The organism is Nocardia sp. NPDC058480 (genome assembly GCF_042720495.1).
GTDB lineage: Bacteria > Actinomycetota > Actinomycetes > Mycobacteriales > Mycobacteriaceae > Nocardia.
Map to the genome: position 1 here is coordinate 299,848 of NZ_JBHXMN010000004.1, position 24,801 is coordinate 324,648.

At 67.3% G+C, this 24,801-nt stretch carries 27 protein-coding genes and 1 riboswitch; of the genes, 10 read left to right on the forward strand and 17 right to left on the reverse strand.

The window, feature by feature from the left end; all coding sequences use genetic code 11:
- Positions 1–49 precede the first annotated feature (49 nt).
- Together ACFWO8_RS13085 and ACFWO8_RS13090 are read right to left on the reverse strand one after the other, a co-directional pair.
- Positions 50–790 carry a TetR/AcrR family transcriptional regulator gene (locus tag ACFWO8_RS13085; RefSeq protein WP_378949153.1) on the reverse strand — a complete coding sequence of 247 codons (741 nt, stop codon included), beginning with the start codon at positions 788–790 and terminating at the stop codon, positions 50–52.
- Positions 791–797: 7 nt separating this feature from the next.
- Positions 798–1,511 carry a MerR family transcriptional regulator gene (locus ACFWO8_RS13090; protein ID WP_378949156.1) on the reverse strand — a complete coding sequence of 238 codons (714 nt, stop codon included), beginning with the start codon at positions 1,509–1,511 and terminating at the stop codon, positions 798–800.
- Between the two features lie 99 nt (positions 1,512–1,610).
- On the opposite strand from ACFWO8_RS13090, the gene ACFWO8_RS13095 reads away from it, so the two are divergent.
- A complete protein-coding gene (locus tag ACFWO8_RS13095; RefSeq protein ID WP_378949159.1) occupies positions 1,611–3,338 on the forward strand; it encodes a GMC oxidoreductase in 1,728 nt (575 codons plus the stop codon).
- Positions 3,339–3,463: 125 nt separating this feature from the next.
- The gene (locus tag ACFWO8_RS13100; RefSeq protein ID WP_378949162.1) at positions 3,464–3,598 is read left to right on the forward strand and encodes a hypothetical protein; all 135 of its coding nucleotides are present in this window, start codon (positions 3,464–3,466) and stop codon (positions 3,596–3,598) included.
- A 55-nt stretch (positions 3,599–3,653) separates the two neighbouring features.
- Here ACFWO8_RS13100 and ACFWO8_RS13105 read toward each other — a convergent pair whose 3' ends face one another.
- The 3 genes from ACFWO8_RS13105 to ACFWO8_RS13115 all read right to left on the reverse strand — a co-directional run bounded on the left by ACFWO8_RS13105 (position 3,654) and on the right by ACFWO8_RS13115 (position 7,156).
- On the reverse strand, positions 3,654–4,535 hold the full coding sequence (locus tag ACFWO8_RS13105; RefSeq protein ID WP_378949166.1) for a DUF5995 family protein: 882 nt from the start codon (positions 4,533–4,535) through the stop codon (positions 3,654–3,656).
- 195 nt (positions 4,536–4,730) lie between these two features.
- On the reverse strand, positions 4,731–6,029 hold the full coding sequence (locus ACFWO8_RS13110) for a hypothetical protein (RefSeq protein ID WP_378949169.1): 1,299 nt from the start codon (positions 6,027–6,029) through the stop codon (positions 4,731–4,733).
- A gap of 197 nt (positions 6,030–6,226) precedes the next feature.
- Complete coding sequence (locus ACFWO8_RS13115) at positions 6,227–7,156, reverse strand: IclR family transcriptional regulator (RefSeq protein ID WP_378949172.1); 930 nt, start codon at positions 7,154–7,156, stop codon at positions 6,227–6,229.
- A gap of 86 nt (positions 7,157–7,242) precedes the next feature.
- Between ACFWO8_RS13115 and cysD the strand changes: the two genes are divergently transcribed.
- Genes cysD through ACFWO8_RS13140 form a run of 5 tightly spaced genes read left to right on the forward strand, consistent with a single transcriptional unit; the run spans position 7,243 to position 13,162 of the window.
- Positions 7,243–8,148 carry a sulfate adenylyltransferase subunit CysD gene (gene cysD, locus ACFWO8_RS13120; RefSeq protein WP_378949175.1) on the forward strand — a complete coding sequence of 302 codons (906 nt, stop codon included), beginning with the start codon at positions 7,243–7,245 and terminating at the stop codon, positions 8,146–8,148.
- Complete coding sequence (gene cysC / locus ACFWO8_RS13125; RefSeq protein WP_378949178.1) at positions 8,148–10,019, forward strand: adenylyl-sulfate kinase; 1,872 nt, start codon at positions 8,148–8,150, stop codon at positions 10,017–10,019. Before cysD ends, cysC begins: the two co-directional genes overlap by 1 nt.
- The gene (locus ACFWO8_RS13130) at positions 10,016–11,233 is read left to right on the forward strand and encodes a hypothetical protein (RefSeq protein ID WP_378949181.1); all 1,218 of its coding nucleotides are present in this window, start codon (positions 10,016–10,018) and stop codon (positions 11,231–11,233) included. The genes cysC and ACFWO8_RS13130 overlap by 4 nt, the downstream gene beginning before the upstream one ends.
- Complete coding sequence (locus tag ACFWO8_RS13135) at positions 11,230–12,015, forward strand: SDR family oxidoreductase (protein WP_378949184.1); 786 nt, start codon at positions 11,230–11,232, stop codon at positions 12,013–12,015. The genes ACFWO8_RS13130 and ACFWO8_RS13135 overlap by 4 nt, the downstream gene beginning before the upstream one ends.
- A gap of 13 nt (positions 12,016–12,028) precedes the next feature.
- Positions 12,029–13,162, forward strand: a complete 1,134-nt coding sequence (locus ACFWO8_RS13140; RefSeq protein WP_378949187.1) for a sulfotransferase family protein — start codon at positions 12,029–12,031, stop codon at positions 13,160–13,162.
- Between the two features lie 172 nt (positions 13,163–13,334).
- Here the strand turns inward: ACFWO8_RS13140 and ACFWO8_RS13145 are convergent, their stop codons facing one another.
- Both ACFWO8_RS13145 and ACFWO8_RS13150 read right to left on the reverse strand, forming a co-directional pair.
- Complete coding sequence (locus ACFWO8_RS13145) at positions 13,335–13,898, reverse strand: TerD family protein (RefSeq protein ID WP_378949191.1); 564 nt, start codon at positions 13,896–13,898, stop codon at positions 13,335–13,337.
- A gap of 55 nt (positions 13,899–13,953) precedes the next feature.
- Positions 13,954–15,174 (reverse strand): serine hydrolase domain-containing protein, encoded by a 1,221-nt coding sequence (locus ACFWO8_RS13150; RefSeq protein WP_378949194.1) that lies wholly within the window; start codon positions 15,172–15,174, stop codon positions 13,954–13,956.
- Between the two features lie 63 nt (positions 15,175–15,237).
- Between ACFWO8_RS13150 and ACFWO8_RS13155 the strand changes: the two genes are divergently transcribed.
- Positions 15,238–15,459, forward strand: coding sequence for a hypothetical protein (locus ACFWO8_RS13155; RefSeq protein WP_378949197.1), 222 nt, complete (start codon positions 15,238–15,240; stop codon positions 15,457–15,459).
- 261 nt (positions 15,460–15,720) lie between these two features.
- Here ACFWO8_RS13155 and ACFWO8_RS13160 read toward each other — a convergent pair whose 3' ends face one another.
- The 7 genes from ACFWO8_RS13160 to ACFWO8_RS13190 form a co-directional block, all read right to left on the reverse strand.
- The gene (locus ACFWO8_RS13160) at positions 15,721–15,813 is read right to left on the reverse strand and encodes a DUF5993 family protein (protein ID WP_378949200.1); all 93 of its coding nucleotides are present in this window, start codon (positions 15,811–15,813) and stop codon (positions 15,721–15,723) included.
- 157 nt (positions 15,814–15,970) lie between these two features.
- The gene (locus ACFWO8_RS13165; protein WP_378949203.1) at positions 15,971–16,564 is read right to left on the reverse strand and encodes a hypothetical protein; all 594 of its coding nucleotides are present in this window, start codon (positions 16,562–16,564) and stop codon (positions 15,971–15,973) included.
- 58 nt (positions 16,565–16,622) lie between these two features.
- Positions 16,623–17,258 (reverse strand): (2Fe-2S) ferredoxin domain-containing protein, encoded by a 636-nt coding sequence (locus ACFWO8_RS13170; RefSeq protein WP_378949206.1) that lies wholly within the window; start codon positions 17,256–17,258, stop codon positions 16,623–16,625.
- Positions 17,255–18,043, reverse strand: coding sequence for an ABC transporter ATP-binding protein (locus ACFWO8_RS13175; RefSeq protein ID WP_378949209.1), 789 nt, complete (start codon positions 18,041–18,043; stop codon positions 17,255–17,257). The genes ACFWO8_RS13170 and ACFWO8_RS13175 overlap by 4 nt, the downstream gene beginning before the upstream one ends.
- A complete protein-coding gene (locus ACFWO8_RS13180; RefSeq protein WP_378949212.1) occupies positions 18,040–19,107 on the reverse strand; it encodes a FecCD family ABC transporter permease in 1,068 nt (355 codons plus the stop codon). The genes ACFWO8_RS13175 and ACFWO8_RS13180 overlap by 4 nt, the downstream gene beginning before the upstream one ends.
- Positions 19,104–20,102 (reverse strand): FecCD family ABC transporter permease, encoded by a 999-nt coding sequence (locus tag ACFWO8_RS13185; protein ID WP_378949215.1) that lies wholly within the window; start codon positions 20,100–20,102, stop codon positions 19,104–19,106. Before ACFWO8_RS13185 ends, ACFWO8_RS13180 begins: the two co-directional genes overlap by 4 nt.
- Entirely contained in the window at positions 20,099–21,136 is a 1,038-nt protein-coding gene (locus tag ACFWO8_RS13190) for an ABC transporter substrate-binding protein (RefSeq protein ID WP_378949219.1), read from the reverse strand. Before ACFWO8_RS13190 ends, ACFWO8_RS13185 begins: the two co-directional genes overlap by 4 nt.
- A gap of 28 nt (positions 21,137–21,164) precedes the next feature.
- Positions 21,165–21,358: riboswitch (cobalamin riboswitch) on the reverse strand.
- A 184-nt stretch (positions 21,359–21,542) separates the two neighbouring features.
- Here ACFWO8_RS13190 and ACFWO8_RS13195 point away from each other — a divergent pair.
- Entirely contained in the window at positions 21,543–21,767 is a 225-nt protein-coding gene (locus ACFWO8_RS13195) for a hypothetical protein (protein ID WP_378949222.1), read from the forward strand.
- A 359-nt stretch (positions 21,768–22,126) separates the two neighbouring features.
- Here the strand turns inward: ACFWO8_RS13195 and ACFWO8_RS13200 are convergent, their stop codons facing one another.
- On the reverse strand, positions 22,127–22,606 hold the full coding sequence (locus tag ACFWO8_RS13200) for a MarR family winged helix-turn-helix transcriptional regulator (RefSeq protein WP_378949226.1): 480 nt from the start codon (positions 22,604–22,606) through the stop codon (positions 22,127–22,129).
- A 106-nt stretch (positions 22,607–22,712) separates the two neighbouring features.
- Between ACFWO8_RS13200 and ACFWO8_RS13205 the strand changes: the two genes are divergently transcribed.
- Entirely contained in the window at positions 22,713–23,843 is a 1,131-nt protein-coding gene (locus ACFWO8_RS13205; RefSeq protein WP_378949229.1) for a GDSL-type esterase/lipase family protein, read from the forward strand.
- A gap of 83 nt (positions 23,844–23,926) precedes the next feature.
- Here ACFWO8_RS13205 and ACFWO8_RS13210 read toward each other — a convergent pair whose 3' ends face one another.
- A complete protein-coding gene (locus ACFWO8_RS13210; RefSeq protein ID WP_378949232.1) occupies positions 23,927–24,589 on the reverse strand; it encodes a disulfide bond formation protein B in 663 nt (220 codons plus the stop codon).
- On the reverse strand, positions 24,586–24,750 hold the full coding sequence (locus tag ACFWO8_RS13215) for a DUF5993 family protein (RefSeq protein ID WP_378949235.1): 165 nt from the start codon (positions 24,748–24,750) through the stop codon (positions 24,586–24,588). The genes ACFWO8_RS13210 and ACFWO8_RS13215 overlap by 4 nt, the downstream gene beginning before the upstream one ends.
- Between the last annotated feature and the right edge of the window lie 51 nt (positions 24,751–24,801).

Here is a 24,801-nt window from a genome sequence, read left to right on the forward strand (position 1 = left end):
GCCGTTCACGCATTCCTCTCCCCACATACCGCGGGAACTCTTCAGATCGCTACCGTACCGACCGGTCCACATTGTCCGGGCACGGCACGACGAAGCCGAGCAGATGCAGTAGCTGGTCGATATTCAGGTCGAAGATCTCCGCGCGATCAGCGAAGGTGTCGCGGCCGTACATGTCGAAGACGTCGAAGTTCACGGCACCGAACAGCGTGGTCCAGGTGGTGAGGGCGGACACGATCATCCGGTCGGGGACGAGCAGACCGAACTGCTCGCGGATCGTCGCGAAATCGGCTGCCGTTCGCGGGCTGATCGTCGGCTCGGTAGTAGCGACGCTGAGCTGACCCCGGCGGTAGGCGCTGTCGACGATGCCGAGCAGGATCGCGATCACCCGCACGCCCGGCGCCTCAGTGTCGGCGGCGGGGGCGTCGTAGCCGGGGACGGGCGTGCCGAAAAGCAGGCCGTACCAGGCGGGCTCGGCCAGCGCCCATCCCCGCACGGTGTGCGCGGTGACCCGGAAACGGGTCGCGGGGTCGTCGGGCGCGTCCATCAGTGCCGCCTCGACGGCGTCGCCCAGTGCGTTGTAGCCGTCGACCACCAGCATGGTCAGCAGTTCGTCACGGCTGCGTACGTACCGGTACACCGCCGAGGACACGACACCCAGATCGCGCGCGACAGCGCGCAGCGACAATGCCGCGGCACCGTGGGTGGCCAGGTGCTCGCGGCCGATACGTTTGATGTCGGCGATCGTCTGCGCGCGGGCCAGTGCGCGCGGGCCCGGCCGGTCGGAACTCATCGTCCGATCATCGCGCACTCGCGGCGCGGGCCGGAGCACGGCGCCCGGCCGCGTCGTCGGCGGCCGCGGCGCGTTCGATCTCGGCGGCGAACGTGGCACCGCCGACCTCCCATGCCATCGCGAGCAATCGGTCGCGGAAACGGCTCAGGTCCACCCCGACCCCCTCACCGCCGTAACCCGTGCCCGCGGCGTCGCGGACCGTGTGCACCACCTCGTCGGCGAGCGCGGCGATCCGCGACTGGATCATCGTTCGCAGCGCCCCGCTGAGGGTGACGTCGATGCCGACGTCGTAGAGGACCAGCGCGGCCTTGAACATCGACCGGTCCGCAAGGAACCAGCGTTCGTCGCGGCGCGCGAGATATCCCGCCGCGACGAGTTCCGCGAGGACATCGGCGCCGCGGTCGCCCAGCATCGTCGCGAGTTCGGCGTCATCGATGAAGGACGAGCGTTCGGCGGCCTGGCTCGCGCGCGGATCGAACAGCGCGCGCCAGTCACCGGCCTGCGGTTCGGCGTCGAATACCTCGCGGATGGCGTCCAGGCGCAACCCCCGCGCCTGCATGGCGACGATGTCGCGCAGGCGGTCCAAGTGCTCGTCGGAGTAGACGACTTCCTTGCCCGCGCGGCCGGGTTTCGGCAGCACGCCGAGCGAGTGGTAGTAGCGGATGGTGCGCGACGCCACGCCGCTGACATCGGCGAGTTCCGCTCGGGTATATCGGGCCACCCGACCAGCATAGGTCGGACCGGAACCTACGTTGACAGCTCTGGCTGTCGCCATTAGCGTTACCCGCGTCACTGTCGACACCGATCGAGGAGCTCCCCCATGCCCGAGCGCACCACCGATTTCGACGTTCTGATCGTCGGCTCCGGCTTCGGCGGCAGCGTCACCGCGCTGCGGCTGGTGGAGAAGGGCTACAAGGTCGGTGTCATCGAAGCGGGCCGCCGCTTCGCCGACGACGAACTGCCCAAAACAAGCTGGGACCTGCGCAAATTCGTGTGGGCGCCCAAGCTCGGGTGCTACGGCATCCAGCGCATCCACCCGCTGCGCGACGTCCTGATCCTGGGCGGCGCCGGCGTCGGTGGTGGCTCGCTGAACTACGCCAACACCCTCTACGTGCCGCCGGAGCCGTTCTTCCAGGACCCGCAGTGGCGTGAGATCACCGACTGGCGCACCGAGTTGTCCCCGTATTACGAGCAAGCGAAAAAGATGCTCGGTGTCGTGACGAATCCCCACATGACCCCCGCCGACGAGATCTTCAAGTCCGTCGCCGAGGACATGGGTGTGGGCGACACGTTTGTGCAGACTCCCGTCGGCGTGTTCTTCGGTACGCCTGGTGAGACCGAAGCCGACCCCTACTTCGGTGGTGTCGGTCCCGAGCGCACCGGCTGTGTGGAATGTGGCGACTGCATGGTCGGCTGCAAGTTCGGTGCCAAGAACACCCTGGTGAAGAACTACCTCTACCTCGCCGAACAGGCAGGGGCGCAGGTCATTCCGATGACCACGGTGTCGGCGCTGCGACCGCTGCCCGACGGCACATGGGATGTGGCCACCGAGCGCACCGGCGCCTGGGTGCGCAAGGCGCCCAAGACCTTGACCGCCGAGCACGTCGTGCTCGCGGCGGGCACACTCGGCACGCAGAAGCTGCTGCACGCGATGCGCGATGACGGTGCGCTGCCGAATCTGTCGGACAAGCTCGGCCTGCTCACCCGCACGAACTCCGAGTCGATCGTCGGTGCCGCGACCAGAACGCTCGGCCCGGACCAGGACTTCACCAAGGGTGTCGCGATCACCTCCTCGATCCACCCCACCCCCGACACCCACGTCGAGCCGGTCCGCTACGGCAAGGGCTCCAACTCGATGGGCATGCTGCAAACTCTCATGGTGGACGGCGGCGGCCGGATACCACGATGGCTGCGGTTCCTCGGGCTGGTGCTGTCCAATCCGCTGACGTTCTTCCGCTTCATGAGCACGAAGAACTGGAGCGAGCGCACCATCATCTCCCTCGTCATGCAGCACCTGGACAACTCGATCACCACCTACACCAAGCGCGGGCTGTTCGGTGGCCGCAAGCTGACCTCCAAACAGGGCCACGGACAACCGAACCCGACCTGGATCCCGGCGGGCAACGATGTCACCCGGCGGGTCGCGGAGAAGATCGGCGGCGTCGCCGGCGGCACCTGGGGTGATGTGTTCAACGTGCCGATGACCGCGCACTTCCTCGGCGGCGCGGCGATCGGCGCCGACCGCGAACACGGCGTGATCGACGCCTACCACCGCGTGTACGGCTACCCGACGCTCAGCGTCGTCGACGGTGCCGCCGTGTCGGCCAACCTCGGTGTCAACCCGTCGCTCACCATCACCGCCCAAGCCGAGCGCGCGGCCGCCTACTGGCCCAACAACGGCGAGGTCGACACGCGCCCCGAACAGAGCGCCGGCTACACCAAGATCGCCCCGGTTCAGCCGAACCAGCCGGTCGTGCCCGCGAGCGCGCCCGCCGCCCTGATCCTGCCGATCATCGAGATCCGCAGCTCGGAGAAGACCGCGGGCTGATTCGACGAAACCCGGCCCCGGCCTTGCGGTTACCCACCGCAAGGCCGGGGCCGTTCCTGTTCCCGGCCACGTAGCATTGGTGCCGACGAGCGGCCAGCGGTCGTGGGCAATCCCTGGCTACGGCGGTGGTCACCGCCATCACGGTGCGCGCGCTGATCCGGAATCCGGTCTCCGCACCGACGTGGATCCACCGCGTTCTCGAGCTCGACGACATCTGCCATGACCCGCTCGCAGCCGACATCCGGTTCGACCGCTCCTGACAGTTCCGGCGAACGCTGTGCGACACCGTGTTTCGAATGGACGCCGCGGACGCGTTCAGAGTGCGTTGATTCGGGCCAGTGCTTCGAAAGCCAGGTCCCCTGCCTGCCACAACGCCGTGATCTCCGTGCGGATCGCCGGAGCGAGGACGGGGTCTTGCAAGGCGAGGCCGTTGGTGAAGATCACCGTGTTCGCGCCGAGGTCGGCGGCGATCAGCAACTGTTCGGTGGCGACTCCCGCGCCGAACAACTGGTCGAGTCCCTCGCCGACGAAGTAGAACCGCCACAGCGGTCCGAGGTCGGCACCGTAGGTGGCTTTGGTGCGGTCGATGATCACGTCACCGACCGAGGCGATTCCCGCCACGATCTTGAAGTAGTCCGGCGCGTTCTCGGGCTTGCTGCCGACTGCCGCCACCGAATAGGTCAGGTCGACGGTCAGGTGCGCGTTGTATCCGGCCATCGCCGTGCGAGCGCGCGACGCCCCACAGTCGCGGGCCAGCGCGAAGTAGTGCGCCCACTGGGGTTCCGCGATACCACCGGTGAATTCGGCGTGCAGATTGTCAAGGAACCGGCGCAGCAGTTCGAGGCTGATCGCGTGCGCGTACTCGCGGTTCGCGAATGCCGCCGGATCGCGCTGCATCGGCATCACCGCGGCGTATTCGACGCCGTCGAGCCCGATCGCGAACAGCCCGCGCAGGTCCCGATGCTCGACGAGGATCTCGGTGATCCGATGATGGCGGGCCACCGCGTCCTCGAGCCGGTCCAGACTGCCCGCACCGGAGATCGCCGACGTGTCCGACAACCGCGCGATCTCGGCGATGTCGGCCTGCGACAGCATCGACCCGCACGCGGTGTCCTGAACCGCGCCGGCGGCCGGGCCTACGGGCAAGGCCAGCGTCACGACCGCGACACAGGCTGCAATTCCACTCGATACGCGCACCGGCCGATTCCACCACCTCATCGAGTGATCCGCGCTTCGACGCGCGTGCCGACGCGCCCGATGGGCGTGTCGGCAGGACCTGTCGCGGGTTCGACAACCTGGCACGGTGACCGCGGCGGCGGCAGTCGTCACCATGGTCACCGGAACCGAGCCCGTTCACCCGCGTAGACCACGAGTGCCAAGGTGCCGACGCCATTAGACCAGGCGCAAGCTCTCGATCATCTCCTTCGCCTGATCGGCGGTGAGTTCGCCGGTGGTGCCGCGATCGACGAGGATGGTCAGTACGAGGGTGGTGCCGGCGGCGTTGCGGAATCCGAAGGTGTACACGGAGTAGGCGTTCGCCGTGCACCCCGGGATCTGCGGAGTCCACGCGCCCGAGGTCTCCACGAAGTGGCCGCTGACTCCGCTCTGGGTCTTCAGCGAAGTAGGCGTGCTGATCTTTCCGCCGGTCGGGTCCGAATACCCGCCTGCCGCGGAAATTTTCGCGACGCTCCCGGCCGCCGCGGCGGGGTCGGTTTCAGTGGACGAGGTGACTGCGGCCATGGCTCGGTAGACCGAGCCAGGGCAGTAGTCGGCGCCCTCGGTGGCCTGGCCCCGACCGTCCACCGAGCCGGCCGCGTTGGTGAACGACATCGGGTCGGAGTCGGAGTGGATGGTCCAGGCCGACGGCACGTCGTAGGCGACGCGATAGGCCGGGATCAGCACGCCTTTCGAGCCAGGAGCCAGAGGCGCCGTACTCGTGCCCGACAGTGGCCCCGCCTTGGTGGTGGTTGTCGAGCCCGCCGCCACCGAGGACGCGTCGGAGGAGCGGGCGGCGATCGCGACCGCGACCGCTACCCCGATCGCCAGCACCACGATTACGGCCACCACCGCGATGATCACGCCCGAGCCACCACGACGCGGCGTAGGCGAATACTGTTGTGGCGCAGGAGCGTAGCCGTAGGGCTGCTGCCCGTACCCCGGCTGCTGGGCGAACGGCTGCTGGCCCGGTCCGAACTGCTGCCCGTACGGTTGTTGGCCTGTCAGCGGCTGGGAGGCATACGGCTGCCCGCTACCGGGTTGCGGCCCATACGGATCTTGACCCATCCCGGATTGTTGCCCATAGGGTTGCTGCCCGGTCCACGGCTGCCCGACCACTGCCGGTGGCGCATACGGATGCTGGCCGCTGCCGGGTTGTCCCGTTCCGGGCTGCTGCCACTGCGGCTGCGGTCCGGTCCCGGGTTGCTGTCCGTACGACTGCTCGCCGGTACCGGGTTGCCCGAAAGACTGCCCGAACACCGTGGGTGGCGCGACCGGATGTTGTCCACTACCAAGCTGATTCACCCCCGGGTCAGCAGACGGTTGCGGGCCGTCTTGCGGTCGGGCGGCCGACTGCTCGGCCGGGTTGCTGGGCGACCGCAGGATGGTGGGATCGGCGGGAGGTTGTGCGGCGGGGTCAGGGGCGGGGCCCGACATTCCGGGCGCCTCCCACCACCGATCACTGTCATTTGCCACGTCGGGAGTCCTTCCTCGCCATCCGCCCACGACCGTCGAGCGGGTCGTATCCGGACAGAGCCACCCGCTCAGCGTAATGGCGAAACACCGTTTCCGAGTAGTCGAAACCGCGGCCGACACCGGTCCGGCGAGGTCGGCGCCGCGATCGTCACCGCATTGGACGCGATGTCGTTGCGTGCGTGGGCGAACCGCCTGACCTACGTCCCCGGAACGCCTGCGGCGATTCTGTCCGCGGTCGCGACCGTCGTCGTGCCGAGCTCGCTCAGTGCCTGCGCCGACAGCTGCGTATCGGGGCAGCTGACGACTGCGGCCACCACCGCACCGTTGCGATCACGGATCGGTGCGGCGAGGGTAACCACCGCGTTGTCGGGGCCGAGCTCGTCGGGCAGGTAGTCGATGGTGATCAATTCGGTGATGACCGAACCGAGCTGCGCGCGCAAGGCGGCGGTGATCGGTGAATCACGCAGGCCTGCCAGCACTTCCAGCATCGGCGTCGAGTCGTCGACCAGGCGTTCCACGGAGTAGCCCCGGGTGCGGATCTCGGCCAATACGCGGGCGAGGCGCTCACGGTGGGCCGGGTCGGCGGTGGCAAGCCACGCCTGCATGACGGGTTCCGTTGCCCAGGCGACGAATTCCCGACAGACGGGGGGTGCGAGCGGGAGCCGGCGACCGGGGCGGATCCAGCCCGCCGACGGATGACCGACGACTTCGGTGACCACGATGCTGCCCCCGGCGCGTTCGGCGAGGAATACCGGCACGTCGGCCTGTTCGGACAGCGCTCGCAAATGCGGAATCGCGGTGCGGCGCAGCGGAAATGCCGTTTCGGCGCGCCTGGCCACTGCCAGCAGCCGCAAGCCGATGCCGTAGCACCCGTCGTCGTCGCGCACCGTCCAGCCATCGGCGGTGAGCTGGGTGAGCACGGCGTGCGCGGTGGCGCGGGACAGCCCCGCTTCCCGCACGATGCGGGCCAGCGACAGACGTTCGGTGGGGTGCCGTGACAGCAGCTCCAGCACCTTCACCACGCGCTGCGTCGGCGGCGACGCGGCGCCGGGAATCTCGGCATCGCCCATCGAATCCGGGGTCACCTCTTGACCGGCGCCCTCGGCCCGGCTTATCGTCGGTGTCACAATACCGAACAATAGCGTCGAATATTCGACATCGCAAGCCGTCGGGGAAAGTTTCCGGCGAAATGCTCGAACGAAGTGGGTGAACAGTGCAGGCGGGGTACGAGTTATCGCATCTGGCGGCCTTGGAGGCCGAGTCGGTGCACATCTTCCGGGAGGTCGCGGCCACTCTCGCGCGACCGGCCCTGCTCTTCTCCGGCGGCAAGGATTCCGCCGTGTTGCTGCACCTGGCACGACGCGCGTTCTGGCCCGCGCCGTTGCCGTTTCCGCTGCTGCATGTGGACACCGGTCACAATTTCGACGAGGTGATCGAGTTCCGCGACCGCACCGCAGCGCACACCGGAGCGCGCCTCGAGATCGCCCGAGTCCAGGACGATATCGACGCGGGCCGCGCCGTAGAACGCCCCGGCGGCACCCGCAATCCGTTGCAGACCACCACCTTGCTGCGCGCGATCGGTGAACACCGATTCGATGCGGCGTTCGGCGGCGCGCGCCGGGACGAGGAGAAGGCCCGCGCCAAGGAGCGAGTGTTCAGCTTCCGCAACAGTTTCGGCGAATGGGACCCGCGCGCACAGCGGCCCGAGGTGTGGAACCTCTACAACGGCCGCCATCAGCCCGGCGAACACATCCGGGTGTTCCCGCTGTCGAACTGGACCGAGCTCGACATCTGGGAGTACATCGATCGCGAGGCCGTCGAGCTGCCGTCGCTGTACTACGCGCACCGGCGGCGAGTCATCGAGCGTGACGGAATGCTGCTGTCGGCAACACGATTCATCACCCCTGCTCCCGGCGAACGCACCTTCGAAGCCACCGTCCGTTTCCGCACGGTCGGCGACGCCACCTGCACCGGCTGCGTCGAGAGCACCGCCGACACAGCGGCGAAGGTGATCGCCGAGACCGCCGCCACCCGGCTCACCGAGCGCGGCGCCACCCGGGCCGACGACCGGATCTCCGAGACCGGCATGGAAGACCGCAAGCGAGAGGGCTATTTCTGATGCGCCGCAACCTATTGCGACTGGCGACCGCGGGCAGCGTCGACGACGGCAAGTCCACCCTCATCGGCCGGCTGCTCTACGACTCCAAGTCCCTGTTCGACGATCAGCTCGCCGCGATCGAACGAGTCAGCACCGAACGTGGCGGCGCCGCGGCGGATCTCGCGCTGGTCACCGATGGTCTGCGTGCCGAACGCGAGCAGGGCATCACCATCGACGTCGCCTACCGCTACGTGACCACGCCACGACGCAAATTCGTCATCGCCGATACCCCGGGGCACGTCCAGTACACCCGCAATATGGTGACCGGAGCGTCCACCGCGGACCTCGCGCTGATCCTGGTCGACGCGCGCACCGGCGTGTCCGAGCAGACCCGCAGGCACGCGTTCCTCGCGACGCTGCTCGGCGTGCCGCACCTGGTGGTGTGCGTGAACAAGATGGACCTGGTCGACTGGTCGCAGGAGCGTTTCGAGGAGATCCGCACCGAATTCGCCGCGTTCGCCGCCAAACTGACGGTGGGCGATCTGAGCTTCGTGCCCGTTTCGGCGCTGCTCGGCGACAACGTCGTCGACGGCTCCGAGCACATGGACTGGTATCCGGGGCCGCCGTTGCTGCGCCACCTCGAGGACGTGCACATCGCCTCGGACCGCAACCTCATCGATGCCCGGCTGCCGATCCAGTACGTCATCCGGGCCCAGGAGGGACTCGACCACCGCAGTTACGCGGGCACCATCGCGGGCGGGATCTTCAAGCCCGGCGACGAAGTGGTGGTTCTGCCCGCCGGTAAGTCGACCCATGTCCGGCAGATCTGGGGGCCGGGCGGCAGCAAGGTCGACGAGGCGTTCACCGGAATGGCTGTGTCGGTCACGCTCGACGACGACATCGACGTCGGGCGCGGCGATCTGCTCGCCCGGCCGGGCAACCGTCCGCATATCGGCACCGAGTTGGATGCGATGGTGTGTTGGTTCTCGGAGAGTGCTGCGTTGCGCGAGGGTGCCCAGTACTTGGTGCGCACCGCCGCGCAGACCTCGTCCGCGCAGGTCACGGCCATCGACTACCGCCTCGACGTGAACACCCTGCACCGGATCGAGGACGTCACCACACTGTCGCTCAACGACATCGCGCGCATCCGGTTGCGCAGCCGTCAGCCGCTGCTGTCGGATCCGTATCGGGAGAATCGGCGCACGGGCAGCTTCATCCTGATCGATCCGGTGACCGATCAAACGGTCGCGGCGGGAATGGTGACCGGCCGGGAATCCGGGACAGATTCCGTGACCGGTGACAGTGAACACGCGGCCCCTGTGGTCTGGCATCGGTCTGCGGTGAGTCGCGCCGAACGCGGGCATGCGGGCGCGACGGTCTGGTTGACCGGCCTGTCCGGGTCGGGGAAGTCCACGCTGGCCGTCGAACTGGAGCGGCAGTTGGTCGCGGCCGGACGTCCCGCCTACCTGCTCGACGGCGACAACCTGCGGCACGGTCTCAACGCGGGCCTCGGCTTCTCCCCCGCCGACCGGGACGAGAATGTGCGCCGGGTCGCCGAAGTCGCCGCGCTGTTCGCCGATTCGGGTGCGGTGGCGATCGTGTCGGTGATCAGCCCGTTCGCCGCGCAGCGCACCGACGCCCGAACCGCCCATACCGACCGTGAGCTGCCGTTCCACGAAGTCTTCGTCGACACCCCGCTCTCGGTCTGCGAGCGCCGAGACCCCAAGGGCCTCTATGCGAAGGCCCGCGCGGGCGAGCTGCCCGGCTTCACCGGGATCGACTCCCCCTATGAACGGCCCGAGCACGCCGACCTCGTCATCACTCCCGATCTCGGCTCACCCGCCGAGATCGCCGCCCATATCCTCCGAGAGCTAGGAATCGCAGACCGTTGACCCATTCCAGTACCGCCACCGAATCCGGTAGCAGCGCGCCACCGGAACCGCTCACCGCGCCGTTCCTCGCCGCGGTGGCCCAGGCCGAAGAACTCATCGCCGGAGCGGAATTCGTCCGCAGCGATCAGGACCTCGCCGAGGGTTACGACTATCTCGCCGCCAGTGTCGCCGCGTGCCTGCGGCTTTCTGGCGCGCATGGCACCTCGCATCCCTACTTCGTATCCTCGACGGGTCCGTACGCCAAAATGGGGCTGGACAACCCCGACACCCTCTACTACCACGCCAATATCGAGCCGACCGCCGAGTATGTGGTGAGCGGGGTGCGCGGCAGCACCGTCGACCTGAGTTTCCAGGTACTCAAAGGTGACTACACCGCGACCGATGTGCCCGGCGGAGCCGACGCGTTCGATGACCGGCGCATTCCGATCGCCGCCGACGGCAGCTTCTCCCTTCGCTTCGGTCCCGCCAAACCAGACGCGGGCCCGGACTACTTCCCGCTCGGGGAAGGCGCGTCCATGCTGGCCGTGCGTGAGGTCTACAGCGACTGGTCCGAGCGCAAGGGCTCGATCCGGATCGAGCGGGTCGACACCATCGGCACCGCACCCGTCGAACCGGATCTCGCGCGGATTCGCAAACGGTACGGCGCGGCGGCGAAAATGCTGCTCACCCGGGTGCACACCTGGTTCAACTTCCCGAAGTGGTTCTATCTCGATCTGCCGGTGAACACCCTCACCGCACCCCGGCTCACCCCCGGTGGGCTGAGCACCCAGTACTCCTCGGTCGGGCATTTCGATCTCGCCGACGATCAGGCACTGGTGATCACCGTCCCGAAATCCGATGCGCCGTACCAGGGTTTCCAGCTGGGCAGCCTCTGGTACATCTCGCTGGACTACGTCAACCACCAGACCAGCCTCAATCATGCTCAGGCCCAGGTGGATTCGGATGGTCTGATCCGGATGGTGGTGAGCAAGCAGGATCCGGGCATCGCGAACTGGATCGAAACGACCGGCCGGACCCGCGGCATCCTGCAGTTCCGGTGGCAGCGCACCGATCGGCCGATGACCGAGGCAGACGGGCCGACCGTCTCCGTGGTGCCGATCGAAGAGGTCGCGCAACACCTTCCGTACTTCGAGAACAACCGGATCGACGCCGCGGGATGGCGTGACCGGATCAGCGCCCGGCAGCGGGCATTCGCCGAAAGGATGCTCGGATGAGCGGGGCACTGTTGGACGGGAAAGTCGTCGTCGTCTCCGGGGTCGGCCCCGGGCTCGGGCGGTCGATCTGTCTGGAAGCGGCCACGGCGGGCGCGACGGTCGTGCTCGCGGCGCGCACCGAATCCCGATTGCACGAGGTAGCCGCCGAGATCGAGGCCGCAGGCGGTGCCACGCTCAGCGTGCCCACCGATATCACCGACGAGGCAGCGGTACAGAATCTCGTGACGCGCACGGTCGAAACTTTCGGCCGGGTCGACGCACTCGTGAACAATGCGTTCTCGGTGCCGTCGATGAAGCCACTCGACCGCACCGATTTCGACCACATCCGGTCGAGCCTCGATATGACGGTGCTCGGCGGCCTGCGGATGACGCAGGCGTTCGCGCCCGCTCTCGCCGAGGCCAAAGGTGCTGTGGTGATGATCAATTCGATGGTCGTGCGCCATTCCGAGCCCCGGTACGGCAGTTACAAACTCACCAAGGCCGCGCTGCTGGCCATGTCGCAGACCTTGGCCACCGAACTCGGTGGCAAGGGTGTGCGGGTCAACAGCGTGCTGCCCGGCTATATCTGGACCGATCAGCTGAAGTGGTATTTCGGTCAGGTCGCCGAGAAGTACGGCATCACCGTGGAGCAGGTCTACGAGCAGACCGCGTCGAAATCCGATCTGAAGCGGCTGCCAGAGCCCGACGAGATCGCCCGTGCCGTGGTGTTTCTCGCCTCCGACTGGTCGTCGGCGATCACCGGCCAGACCCTCGACGTCAACTGCGGCGAATACCACAACTAGGAGCTTGTAGAAGATGACTGTGCGCACCGATGTCGGCACCGTGGCCGACCTGCACGCCTCGGCCACCAAACTCACCGGTCTCACCGATTTCGGGACCGACGACTACACCGAGGCGATGCAGGTTCTGCTCGACTCGTATCGCGACGAGGCCGGGCTCACCGAGCTCGGCTCCAAGATGTCGCGGTTCTTCCTGCGCGGTGCACTGGTTGCCCGTGCGCTGAGTGAAGCCGCGTGGGCGGCCAATCCCGGCTACGTCGAAACACCGGTCACCCAGCCGATTTTCGTCACCGGGCTGCCCCGGACCGGTACCACCGCACTGCACCGGCTGCTGGCCGCCGATCCGGCCAACCAGGGGCTGGAGATGTGGCTGACCGATTTCCCGCAGCCGCGACCACCGCGCGAGAGCTGGGCCGGCAATCCCGCCTACGCGCAGATCGACGCGGGTCTGCGACAGCATCAGGTCCAGAACCCCGAATTCATGGGCCTGCACTACATGAGCGCCTCCGACGTGGAGGAATGCTGGCAGTTGCTGCGCCAATCGGGCATGTCGCACTCCTACGGATGCCTCGCCTATATCCCGGGCTACACGCAATGGCTAGCCGGTCAAGACTGGACGCCCGCCTACGCACGGCACCGCCGCAACCTGCAGCTGATCGGCATGAACGACACCCGCCGCTGGGTCCTCAAGAACCCCAGCCACCTGTTCTGCCTCGATGCCCTACTGGCGACCTACCCCGACGCCATCGTCATCCAAACCCACCGCGACCCCGCCACCATCATCCCGTCGGTCTGCAGCCTCAACGAACACGCCACCCGCGGCTGGTCAACCACCTTCACCGGCGAAACCATCGGCCGCACCCAACTCGACCTGTGGTCGCGCGGCCTCCACGAATTCACCGCCGCCCGCGCCCGACACCCCGAAGCCACCTTCATCGACATCGACTTCGAAGATCTCCGCACTGACCCCCTTGGCGTCGTCGACAGTGTGTACGCCCGTACCGGTGCCACCCTCACACCTGAAGCTCGAACCGCCATCACCGCCCTCGACAACGAAAGCCGCACCGGCGCACGCAAACCCACCCACCACTATTCCCTCGCCGACTACGGCCTCACCGAGAACATGGTCGCCGAAAGCTTCGGCAGCTGATCTCGAACGGTCAGGCTACCGACGCTCGCGGGCATCCCCGACCGGATGCCCGCGAGCGATGCGATGTCGTGCTTGTCAGCGAGGCCGACATCGACCGCGGCCGCCACCTCGTGCGGCGTCATTCGTCGACGTCGACCCCGTACCGCCTGGCCAGTTCGGCGAGATCGGTCTCCTAGCCCTGGCCAACCGCGCGCAGCCGCCAATCTTCACCGCGCAGAGACAGCTCCGCGAGCAGCAGGGTGCGCTCCACGGTTGCGGCATCGAGCGTGGAACGTATCGCGGTGCTCGATTCCGTGCCTGCGGCGAAGTCCAGCTCGATGGCGCCGACGTCGCCGAAGGTGAGACCGGCACCGTCGAGCGAAGCGGCGAGGACGACGCGAGTGCAGTGCTCGGGCAGGTCATCGAGGATCAGGGTGATCGACTGCTCGTTCGGCCCATCCTCGGAAAGCTTGGCGCCCTGCGATTCTGGCTGGTTGTAGAACAGGAAGTCGTCGGAGTCGTCGACTCGCTCATCGCTGCCGAGCAGGAACGCGACGAGATCCACGGTCGGCGCACTGAGCTGGCTCCACGTTGCCCGCAGAGTCCACGTATTGCCGCCCCCGGCGATCGGCACGTCGATCACCTGACCTCGCGACAACACCGTCGGCTCCGCGGGCCGGATTTCAGCACGACCAGGCGCGGTCGATGCCGCATGGGCATTGTTGGTGACCAGCACACTGGTCCGGTTGCTCACCATGCTCGTGACGTCGAGCCCCGCAGCCTCGGCACGGGCACAGAGCGCCGCCGAAGGATCACTCGTCGCCCATCGCGATGTGGTAGAGGGTGGCGAGGGCGTCGTCGATGGGGTGTGGCTTCGGCTTTCCGTCGGGGCCGATCTCGTTCCACCGCACGAGGTTTGTCGCGACCGACATCTGGCGGGTGCCGTCGGCGCTGGTCAGAGATAGTGCTTGGGCACCGAAGACACTGCCGTCGTGGCCCCAGAATGTTTCGCCGCCGGGAGTCCGCACCCGGTGCAGGCCGAGACCGTATTCGATCCGCGTACCGTCCAGTGCGATGACGGGCACCGTACGCTGCATCTGCGCCAACGACTCGCGGCTGACGATGTGCCCACCGAACAGCATGCGGTAGAAGCGATTCAGGTCCGCCATGGTCGAGACGAGTCCGGCGCCGGGCAGCGCCCACGACATGTTGTAGACGCTGTAGTCGCGCGGCGGATCGATCATTCCGAACAGCCGCTCGTACATTCGCGGGTGCGCAACCGTCAGGGTCGGCCCGTCCGGAAACGCGGTGTGCTCGAGCCCGGCACGTCCGATCACCTGCTCGGCGACATAGGTCTCGAATGCAGTTCCGGTCACCTGCTCCAGCAGTTCGCCCAGCAGGAAGTAGTTGGTGTTGGAGTACACGCCGGGGGTCGCTCCGGGCGCCAGGGTGGCGGGCGGCGCGCTGACGCCCATTCCGATCAACTCGACCGGGTCGAACTGGGTGAACTGATGCTTGTCCAAGCTCTCCGACGACAGCTGCGTCCCGCCGAAAAAGGCTGCGAGGGAAGGAAATGAGTACGGCAGGTGCTCGGCCAGTCCGCTGGTGTGGTTGAGCAGCATCCGAACCGTGATCTGCGCGCCACGCTCACCAGGGACCAAGTGCGGCAGGTAGTCACCGATCGGTGTGTCGAGCCCGATCCGCCCCTGCTCTACCTGCTGCATGATCGCGGCCGCGATGAACGTCTTGGTGATGCTGCCTACTCGGTGGACCATGTCGGGGCCGATGGGTTCGCCGGAGGTGACATCGGCGACCCCCGCCGTGCCACTCCACACCCGGTCGCCGTCACGTACCTCCATGTACACACCGGTCATTCCCGCGTCGCGGACCGCATCCAGCGCGGATTGCAGCGCAGCCGGATCGAGTCCGGAACCTGTGTGCGCAGTGTCTGTTTCGCCGGCCGACAGCCGCATCGCGCATGCGCTGACGGTCAGGACGGCGACGCCTACCAGCATTGCCAGTGGGATCTTCACGATTTCTGTCCTCTCGTGGTCGGCCGCTGTAGTTCGAAGCGGCGCACCGTTACCGTGGCAGGTGTGACCGATGGGGCGCTTTCGGAATCGTGCGGTCCGGCACGGTCGCCGGTGATCTGGATCCGGCCGGGTCATGCCGGGTATCTCGGGCCCGAACTCGGCGTCGACCTGCACTCCGGCTCGGTCCCGGTACTCACCGTCGGACTCGACGGGCCGTTCATTCTCGAGACCGCCACCCACGGTGAGATACGCACCCGCAGCGCGTATGCGCCGGCCACGATCTGACCCGATCGGCGACGGATGCGGGTTTCGCCACACCCTCGCACTTCAGCGAAACCTTCCACCGCATGTTCGGAATGCCCGCGATCGCAACTCTGCGCACCGGGATCCGATTCGACCTCGGAACCGCTGAGGCGGGGCTCGCGTGACTCGTCTCAGGACCGAGCAGCCGCCGCCGGGTTCATGGCGTCACGGATGACACGCAGGCCCGTGATCAAGCCGTCGAGCTGCACGGGGGTCTGCCAGTCACCGTCGCGGTCACGGCGCTCACCAGGTCAATCCGCGGCCGAGACCGCTCGTGATGTGCAGTTTCAGCAACAGCAGGCACAGCACGAAGGTGATGAACCATGCGACCAACACGATTCGACGCAGTGTCGCGGTAGATCAGACGGGTTGCCTTGCTCGTCCCAGGCTTAGAGGGACACACCCCAGGTAGGACGCTGAGAGTTCGCCGGGCCAGACAGGGATCGTCCGGGCGCCTGATAGGCAAGGCGGCGCCGAGGTTCACTCGCCGCGGTCAATCGCCGGTCTGCGCCGAATCCATGGCCGCCAGTAAGGCCACGCCGCGGGGTGAGATCTGATAGCCGGTGCCCAAGCTGATGGTCAGGCCGAGGTTCTTCAACTTGCGCACGTTGAGTTTGAAGCGGTGCGGGTCGCGCCCGAGTTCCTCGGCCAAGTCGGGCGCCCGGGTCGCGGGGCGCCGCTGGATGATTCGGAGCGTGTCGTGGGTCCACGGGCCCTCGGCATCGGTCCGGTCCATGCGTGCGAGGCGGGCGGCCAACGCCGCGGCATCGTCGATCCGGTCGTCGGCGGCCAGCGCGTCACGCGGATCTTCGTCGGTGAGATAGCGGATCCGGAGCAGATAGATCGGGTCGTCGTCGGCACCTCTGAGATCGGCGACCACATCGGCGGGTGCGTCATATCCTCCGGCGCGCGCGTCCTCGATGCTGATCTGATCGGCGGTGACCGTCGACAGCTGGTCGACGGCGATGCGCCCCGCACCGGTGCGGTAGACCTTGCCCTCGGTGGCCTGCCGGTGACGCCACCGGCGAAAGAGCACCGTCACGGCCCCACTGCGGATCCCGGCCCAGCGCTGCTTCTCGATCAGCATGCGAGGGCCTGCTGCCGCGCAGCCCGGTCGGGGTGGATCGTGGTCGGTTCGTCCTCGATCATTCCGTCAGGCTATCGCGCGCGGCGCCGATGGAGTCACCCCCGCGGATGCCGTTGGTATGCCATTCGCCGTCCGGGTAGGTGATGTAGAGCGGGCCGAGATTGCACGGGTTGAGGCAGCCGGTCGGGGTGATCAGGGCGCCCGGGTGGTCGCGGCGCAGAGTCCGGTGCAGCTCGCCCGCGCCGTACACGGTGCAGCGGGGGCCTCGACAGACCAGGATGTGCGAGGTGTGGTCGGGGATTTCGGACCAGGCCGGGCTGCGGAAGCCCCGCGGGCTCGCCGTCACCGGTGTGCCGTCCTCGGACATCCTGGAACGCACCACATCGGCGAATCCGGCGGCGGTGTCGACGCCGTCGGTGATGCGCACGTCGAGTTCGCTCCCGCGCGTTTCCTTCCAGTTCGCTACCGCGCGCGCGATCCAGGTCTCGAGGTACCGGTCGCGTGGCACCGCGAGCGGGATCAGCGTGACCGGCGATTCGTCGCGGGCGGCGGTATCCAGTGCGGTGTGGATGGTCGGCTCCTCCTGGTCGAGTAGCGCGTAGCCGACTCCGCAGGCCTCGGCCAGAGCCTCGACGGACGGGAGATCGACGCCCGACGGAGTCGGCCGGGCGATGAGGACATACCGGCGCGTCATGCGGTACGCACCGTTCGCGGGGCCGGAATCACCAGCGGTGTGCCCGTCATCGGGTCCTCGATCACCGTGCAGTCGATGCCGAAGACTTCCGACACCAGCTCGGGACGCACGATCTCGGCGGGTGAACCTTGCGCGACCACGCGGCCGTCCTGCACGGCGACGAGATGGTCGGCGTAGCGGGCGGCGAGGTTCAGGTCGTGCAGGACGACAATAATAGTGCGCGGCAACAGGTTTCGCAGAACGTCGAGCACGTCGAGTTGGTGCGCCAGGTCGAGAAAGGTCGTCGGTTCGTCGAGCAGCATCACCTCGGGGTCCTGCGCCAACGCGAGCGCGATCCACACCCGTTGTTTCTGACCGCCGGAGAGTTGATCCACCGATCGGTCGATCAACTCGAGAGTGTCGGTGGCCACCAACGCTTTTCGCACGGCCTCACCGTCGCGCGCCGACCATTGACGGAACCAGCGTTGGTGGGGATGGCGGCCGCGGCCGACGAGTTCACCCACGGTGATGCTGTCGGGGGCGACCGGTTGTTGCGGCAACATGCCGAGCCGACGGGCGACCGTGCGCGCGGGCTGCGGTGCGATATCGGCACCGTCGAGCAGGACCGCGCCCGCCGTAGGCGCGATCAGCCGGGCCAGGCCACGCAGCAGGGTCGATTTGCCGCAGCCGTTGCGGCCGACGATGACGGTGATCGCACCCGTCGGGAAGTCGACGGTGGCGTCGGTGACGATCGCGGTGTCGCCGTAGCCGAGGGTGAGTCCCTCGGTAGTCAGGTGTGCGGTCATCCAGCGTGTCCGATCCGGGTTGCGCGGGCGAGGAGGTAGACGAGAACGGGAGCGCCGAGGATGGCGGTCACCACCCCGACAGGGAGTTCCGCCGGGAACAGCCGCCGGGCGGCCAGGTCGGCGGCGACCACCAGCAACGCCCCGGTGGCAGCCGCGGGCGCGAGCCCGGCACCGCGTTCGGCCAGCAGCCGTCGCGCGATCTGCGGCGCCACCAAGGCGACGAAACTGATCGGCCCGGCCGCGGCCGTCGCGAGGGTCGCGGCGGCGGCCGCGACGACGATGAGTGTGATGCGATGCGGGCCGCGCCGCCCAGCCAGCGAATTCGCCAGCTCGTCACCCATTTCCAGCAGCGGCAACGAGCGAGCGAGAACGAGCAGCGGCGGCACGACCACCACCAGCGCCGTCGCGGCGAACCCGACGTGGCTCCCATCGCGGTTGGCCAAGCTGCCGGTGAGCCACATGGCGGCCGTATGCGCCTGGTAGTTGTCGGCGATGGTCAGAATGAACGCGATGGCCGAGGACAGCATCGCCGTGACGCCGATGCCGACGAGCACGAGTCGATAGCCATCGAGCCCGTCCTTGGTGGCCACGGCCACGATCAGCACCATGGCCACTCCGGCACCGATCACCGCCCCGCCGACCAGCCCCAGCCCGGCACCACCGAGCAACACGCTCACCACCAACGCGCCCAGTGAGGCGCCCGCGTTGATCCCGATGATCTCGGGGCTCACCAGTGGGTTGGTCGCGATCCGTTGCAGGATCGCCCCCGATATCGCGAAGGCCGCGCCGACACACAGCCCGGTGAGCACACGCGGCAACCGGTCGGCCACCACCACGTCGTACTCGATGAGCGTGCCACCGCCACCGAGGACACGCATCACGTCAGCGACTGTGAGCGGGTAGTAGCCTATCGTGAGTGACCACGCCGCCACCGTCAACGCGGCCGCGGTGATCAGCACGGTCAGGACCGCGGACCGTTTCCCGACGCGAAAGACGATGCGCCGGTCGGGTGTTCGCAGCAACAGCGTGCCGCTGGGCAGCATGCTGCGCTCGGTGAGCGTCACAGTGTGGCCACCTTTCGATTGCGCACGAGAAAGAGGAAGAACGGCGAGCCCGCGAAGGCGGTGATGATGCCGACCTGGATTTCCTGTGGCCGCGCCAGCATCCGTCCGAGAATGTCGGCCACCAACAGCAGCGTCGGGCCGAGCAGCGCACACCAGAGCAGAATCCACCGGTAGTCGTGTCCGGCGAAGAATCGGGCGATGTGCGGGATCACCAAGCCGATGAAGGCGACCGGCCCGGCGATGGCGACTGCTGAGCCTGCGAGCAGCACCACGCTCAGCGCACCGGTCGCCCGCGTCGCGACCAGTCGGGTGCCGAGCGTGCGCGCCAGGTCGTCACCGATGGCGACGGCGTTCAACGGCCGGGCCACCACTACCGCCAGCAACAACCCGGCAGCGATGAACGGTGCTGTCTGCCATACGGATTCGATGTCGGCGCGAGCCAACGAGCCGACCACCCAGAATCGGAAGTTGTCGAACAGCGTCCGGTCGAGCAGGGTGATCGCCGTGGTGATCGACCCACACAGCGCGGTGCAGGCGGCGCCCGCGAGCGCGAGTTTCACCGGGGTCGCGCCACCGAACCCCAACGATCCCAGCGTGTAGACGAACGCGGCGGCGATCGCGGCGCCGAGGAAGCCGAACCAGATGAAGCCGCCCGTCGCCGTGAGGCCGAACGTACCCATCGCGATCACGATCGCCAGCGACGCACCCGCGTTGATGCCGAGCAGGCCCGGCCCGGCCAGTGGGTTGCGGGTGAGCCCCTGCATCACCGCGCCTGCCAGCGCCAACGCGACACCCGCGAGCAGGCCCGCGACAGTTCTCGGCAGCCTGATGTAGCGCACGACCCGGTCGGTGTCGGTCCCCTGGAAATCGGTGAACGCGACCACGGCCTGGTCGAGGGTGAGCGGGTGTGAACCGATCAGGATGGACGCGACGCAGGCAGCCGCCAGCGCGGCGCCGGCCAGGATCAGACCGGTGCCGCGAGCGGTGCGCGTCACCGCCGGAACAGCTCGGGATGGATCAATGCGGCGACCAGTTCGGTCGCGTGCGCGATCCGCACGCCTGCCGCGCGGTCGGCGAACAGGAACGGGTGCACGGTCGCGTTCCGCACGGCCGCCAGATTCGCGAATGCCGGGTTTCCGACGATCTTGTCGACCTGGGGCTGAGCGTCGGTGCGCGTGTAGGTCGCCTTGCAGCACAGGCTGGTCAGGATGATGTCGGGGTCACGGGCGATGAGCTCTTCCGCGCCGACGGGCACGTTGCGCTTCACAGTGAGATCGGCGAAGGCGTTCACTCCACCTGCGGCCTCGATGATCTGGGTGATGAAGTCGATGCCGCCTGCCACGGTATAAGAGCCGTCGTCTTTGGGCGTGACGACCGCGACCCGCGGTTTCCCGGCGTTGCCGACCTTCGCGCGGACCGCGTCGATGCGCGAACTCAGCTGCGTGACAACCTCGTCGGCGCGCTCGGAGGTCCCCCACAGGGCACCGAGATCGCGCAGGTCGGCGTACACGTTGTCGAAGCGCACGGTGTCGGGGTCGATCGCTTCATCGGCGAGTCCGTCGGCGCTCGGGCACAGTGGACTCAGCACCCAGGTGCGCACACCCAATTCGTGCAGGCTTGCCCTGGTACCGACGCTGTTCTGCGCTGAGGAGGCGAACACCCCGTTGAAACCCGACATCACGAAGTCGGGTCGCTGGGCGAGCAGTTCGTCGCGACTCGGCAGCTTCTCGACGTAGGGTGCGCGCGCCTGCGCGTCGGCATACTCCGGAAGCACGGCGGAGTCCAGAAATGCCGTACCCACCAGCCGATCGGTGACACCGAGCGCGTGCGCGATCTCGATCGACGGCTGATACGCCGCGTAGATCCGCTGCGGTGGGCCATCGACGGCAACGTCGATCCCACAGTTCACGCGGGCGACAACAGCTGCGCCGCCCGCGTCGGAGAGGGGTTGCACACCGCAACCGGTGACAACGATCGCGCAGGCGAGCAACGCGCCGGAACGTAGGCGCGCGAAAACAGAGCGGGTCAAGAGACGGCCTTCCAGGTCCTCGTGGAATGGGGTACTGCGTAGCCGTGGCCGGTCTCCTGGCTGACGGGATAGTGCGCGGTGAATCCACCTTCCCAGGGCAGGTGCCCCAGTGGCTCCGGACGACAGACGTCGTCCGGATCGATTCACAACTCCCGATCACAGTGGCGAGGGCCGCACCGGTTCCACACCGGTTTCCCGAACACCACGGCTGGTGCACTGTAACAACGTCGGCTCCATCGAGGGTCGGCGCCGGGGTCTGTGCACGGACACCGGATCCGATACACAGCCGACTCCCAGCCGCGTCCCACCGTGCTCGACACTTGCGCCGCGAAGATTCAGCTATCGGCCGAGCACTTCGGCCGGCCGATGATCTCGGCAGTGAGATCGAAGATCAGGAGGAACGCGCATGAGAATGACAACGACACTGGCCAAGGCCGCGGTGGCGGGCACTCTCGCTCTCGGAGTGGTCGGCGCTACTGCGGGCATGGCGAGCGCGGATCCGGGCGGCCACGATCAGCAGCGGCCCGAGCAGGGCCAGGATCATCGGCCCCAGCAACAGCCGGAGCATCACAAGAACGACGGACCGCAGCACGGCTTCTGGTTCTTCGGCACCTGGGTTCCCCTACCCTGACCTACCTCTCACCGCGGGCCCGATACACACCGGGCCCGCGGTGTACCGAGCTCATCGATCGGAGCAACACACGCGCCTGGGGCGACGATTCCGGCGAGTTGCGGTGCGGGACTTCGCTATCCACAGCGGCGGCGCCAATCCATCCCGACGCCGACAACGAATGGTTTGCAGGCGGGTCGGCACCGTATCACCACCGATACCATTCACTCCCCTGAAGCCGACCCGCCTGCTTTCACCGGCGCCGAGTAGCGCTTCGCAAGCGCGAGCTGGTCGAACAATGCCGCCCACCGGACCCGGGGCGAATCTCAGCGCTGGCTGTCACCGGTCCCCCTGCGACATCGATCCGTCGCATCGAGCGCTCAGGACCGCTCGGACACGGCGGTGGCCGCCGGGTTCGTGGCGTCACGGATCACGCGCAGGCCGGTGATCAAGCCGTCGAGTTGCGTGGGGGTCAGCTGACCGGTGAGCCATTGTTCGAGGGCGTCGAGGTAGTCGGGAAGAACCTGCTCGAGGCGGCGGATGCCCGCATCGGTCAGGGCCGCGTAGGCGCTGCGGCGGTCGGTCGGGTCGAGTTGGCGTTCGACCAGTCCCGCGGTGGCCAGCCGGTCGACCAGACGGGTGACGCCGCTGGTCGAGAGCTCGGTTTGGGTGGCGAGATCCGACATCCGTAGGCGGCGCCCCGGGGAGCGACTCAGTCTCAGTAGGGCATTGAGGTCGAGGCCGGAGAGACCGTGCGCCTTCCAGGTCGGCTCCAGCTTGGCGATCAGGCCGTTGTGTGCCTCGAAGAGCAGGCCGGAGATGGTGAAGCGGGGGTCGTCGAACAGCTCGTGCACGGACATAAGGCCAGCTTAGCCGATATTTGCCATGCGGATAGTTGACACGAGGAATACCTACGAGTAAACCTATGCGTAGGCATTATTCCGCACGGCAAATATTGGAGAGATCATGCAGAACACCAGGTGGATCGCGGGCTTCCGGACCGGCGTCATCGACCCGAACGAGCAGATCAAGCTCGCCGAGTCACGGGAGTTCGGTGACGAGACTGTGCGCCACGTCGTGCACATGACAGGTGGCGGCGACGCGGTACGCGTGCGCTTGACCAACCGCTACGGTCACGCACCGCTGCGGATCGGGGCCGCACGCATCGCCCAACGCAAGACCGGATCGGCGATCATCGAGGATCGAGAGATCACCTTCGGCGGCGCGGTGGGGGTCACCATCGACGCGGGCGCCGAACTCGTGAGCGATCCGATCGACCTGCCGGTCGCGGCGGGCGAAGACCTGCTGCTCAGCCTGTATGTCGCGACTTCGACCGGCCTGGCTACCTACTCCCACCAACCCGGCGAGATCGCCTACATCGTCTCCGGTGACCACACCCGCGACGTGGAACTCAGTGGTGCGCAAGAGGTTCCGTTCCGATTCTTCGTCACCGGAATCGACGTGCTGGTCACCGATCAGACGCCGGTCGCCGTCGCGTTCGGCGACTCCTGGTTCGAGGGCGTCGGTACCACGCTGAGCGCCAATCGCCGCTCGGTCGACGTGCTCAACGCCCGCCTCACCACGGGCTGGGTGGTGAACAACGGCATCGCCGGCAATCGCCTCACCGCCGAGGAAATCGGCGAATCCGGTCTGCGCCGTTTCGATTCCGACGCGTTGCAGGTCCCCGGTGTCACCGACATTTTGATCAACTTCGGCATCAACGACCTCATCCTCGGCGCGATGGGCGGACAGCCCTCGGCAACGACCGAAGAATTGATCGCCGGTTTCCGCGACCTGGCCGACCGCGCCCACGCCGCCGGACTGCGAATCCACGCGGCCACCATCGGCCCGTACGCCGGTTGCGTCTTCCCCGGTATGCCGCTGCTGGAAACTCAGCCGACCCGCCACGCGGTCAACGAATGGCTGCGCACCACTGACGTTTTCGACTCGATCTTCGACGTCGATCGGGCCGTGGCCGACGCCCAGCGCCCCGACTACATCCGCCCCGAGTTCGACAGCGGCGACGGCATGCACCTCAACGACGCGGGCGCCGCCGCCATGGCAGCCACCGTCGACCTCACCGCCCTGTTCCACTGAGACATCGATCGAGATCGCCACGCTTCCACCGTGTCTACGTCGGTACGAGCGTGGCGATCGACCGATCCGGGTACGCCCTGGCGCTATCCCGCCGGGGGAAGTACGCAGCCACCGTCGAGGATGCCGAGGTCGTAGAACAATCGGTAGCACGCGGGATCGTCGGGCAGCTTCCAGTGCAAACCCTCGAGACCGAAGACGACCACCAGGTTCGCCGCGATCACCAGACCGCAGAACCACAGCGCCAGCTTGCCGATCAGCGCGAGTGACGGCGGGATGACCGTGGCCGCGGTCGGATACGAAAAGGTCGTCACGACACCGATGGTGGCGATCGCGGCGATATACAGAACCAGCGCCCAGACGTACAGATGCAGGCCGAGGACGGCGCCGCCGTAACCCGGATCGCCCGGCAGAATGTGCAACATCGTCTGCCGCCATGCGGTGAAACCACCACCGACGCACCCGATTATCGCCAGACCCCAGCCGACCGCGTAGTCGCGCGCCACGATGACGCCGTTCATGCCCTTGCGCACGATGAACGCACCGCCCAGTGCGGCCAGCACCATGAACATCCGCTGGAGCATGCACAGCGGGCACGGGTACTCCCAGTCGATGAACTGCACGGCGAACCCGCCGCAGATCACCGCGGACCAGCCGACCACGAAGATCACGGCCAGCAGATATTGCAGCGAGCCGAGCGGACCGGACTTCTCCTCGGTCACTGTCACCGTCTCGGTCACGGCGCTCACCAGGTCAATCCGAGGCCGAGACCGCTCGTGATGTGCAGCTTCAGCAACAGCAGGCACAGCACGAAGGTGATGAACCATGCGGCCAGCACGGCTCGGCGAACACTGTCGCGGTAGATCAACACCAGGGTGATCAGCAGACCACCGAAGATCAGCGTGTCCATAGTTACGCACGCTACGCATATCGGGCGAGTCCGAGGGTGCGCTGCATCGGT

What these genes read in the sequence shown, in the direction of transcription:
- ACFWO8_RS13085 (WP_378949153.1), bottom strand. Translation starts at nt 790, where the DNA reads ATGAGTTCCGACCGGCCGGGCCCGCGCGCACTGGCCCGCGCGCAGACG.
- ACFWO8_RS13095 (WP_378949159.1), top strand. Translation starts at nt 1,611, where the DNA reads ATGCCCGAGCGCACCACCGATTTCGACGTTCTGATCGTCGGCTCCGGC.
- cysC (WP_378949178.1), top strand. Translation starts at nt 8,148, where the DNA reads ATGCGCCGCAACCTATTGCGACTGGCGACCGCGGGCAGCGTCGACGAC.
- ACFWO8_RS13135 (WP_378949184.1), top strand. Translation starts at nt 11,230, where the DNA reads ATGAGCGGGGCACTGTTGGACGGGAAAGTCGTCGTCGTCTCCGGGGTC.
- ACFWO8_RS13140 (WP_378949187.1), top strand. Translation starts at nt 12,029, where the DNA reads ATGACTGTGCGCACCGATGTCGGCACCGTGGCCGACCTGCACGCCTCG.
- ACFWO8_RS13145 (WP_378949191.1), bottom strand. Translation starts at nt 13,898, where the DNA reads ATGGTGAGCAACCGGACCAGTGTGCTGGTCACCAACAATGCCCATGCG.
- ACFWO8_RS13165 (WP_378949203.1), bottom strand. Translation starts at nt 16,564, where the DNA reads ATGCTGATCGAGAAGCAGCGCTGGGCCGGGATCCGCAGTGGGGCCGTG.
- ACFWO8_RS13170 (WP_378949206.1), bottom strand. Translation starts at nt 17,258, where the DNA reads ATGACGCGCCGGTATGTCCTCATCGCCCGGCCGACTCCGTCGGGCGTC.
- ACFWO8_RS13175 (WP_378949209.1), bottom strand. Translation starts at nt 18,043, where the DNA reads ATGACCGCACACCTGACTACCGAGGGACTCACCCTCGGCTACGGCGAC.
- ACFWO8_RS13195 (WP_378949222.1), top strand. Translation starts at nt 21,543, where the DNA reads ATGAGAATGACAACGACACTGGCCAAGGCCGCGGTGGCGGGCACTCTC.
- ACFWO8_RS13200 (WP_378949226.1), bottom strand. Translation starts at nt 22,606, where the DNA reads ATGTCCGTGCACGAGCTGTTCGACGACCCCCGCTTCACCATCTCCGGC.
- ACFWO8_RS13205 (WP_378949229.1), top strand. Translation starts at nt 22,713, where the DNA reads ATGCAGAACACCAGGTGGATCGCGGGCTTCCGGACCGGCGTCATCGAC.
- ACFWO8_RS13215 (WP_378949235.1), bottom strand. Translation starts at nt 24,750, where the DNA reads ATGGACACGCTGATCTTCGGTGGTCTGCTGATCACCCTGGTGTTGATC.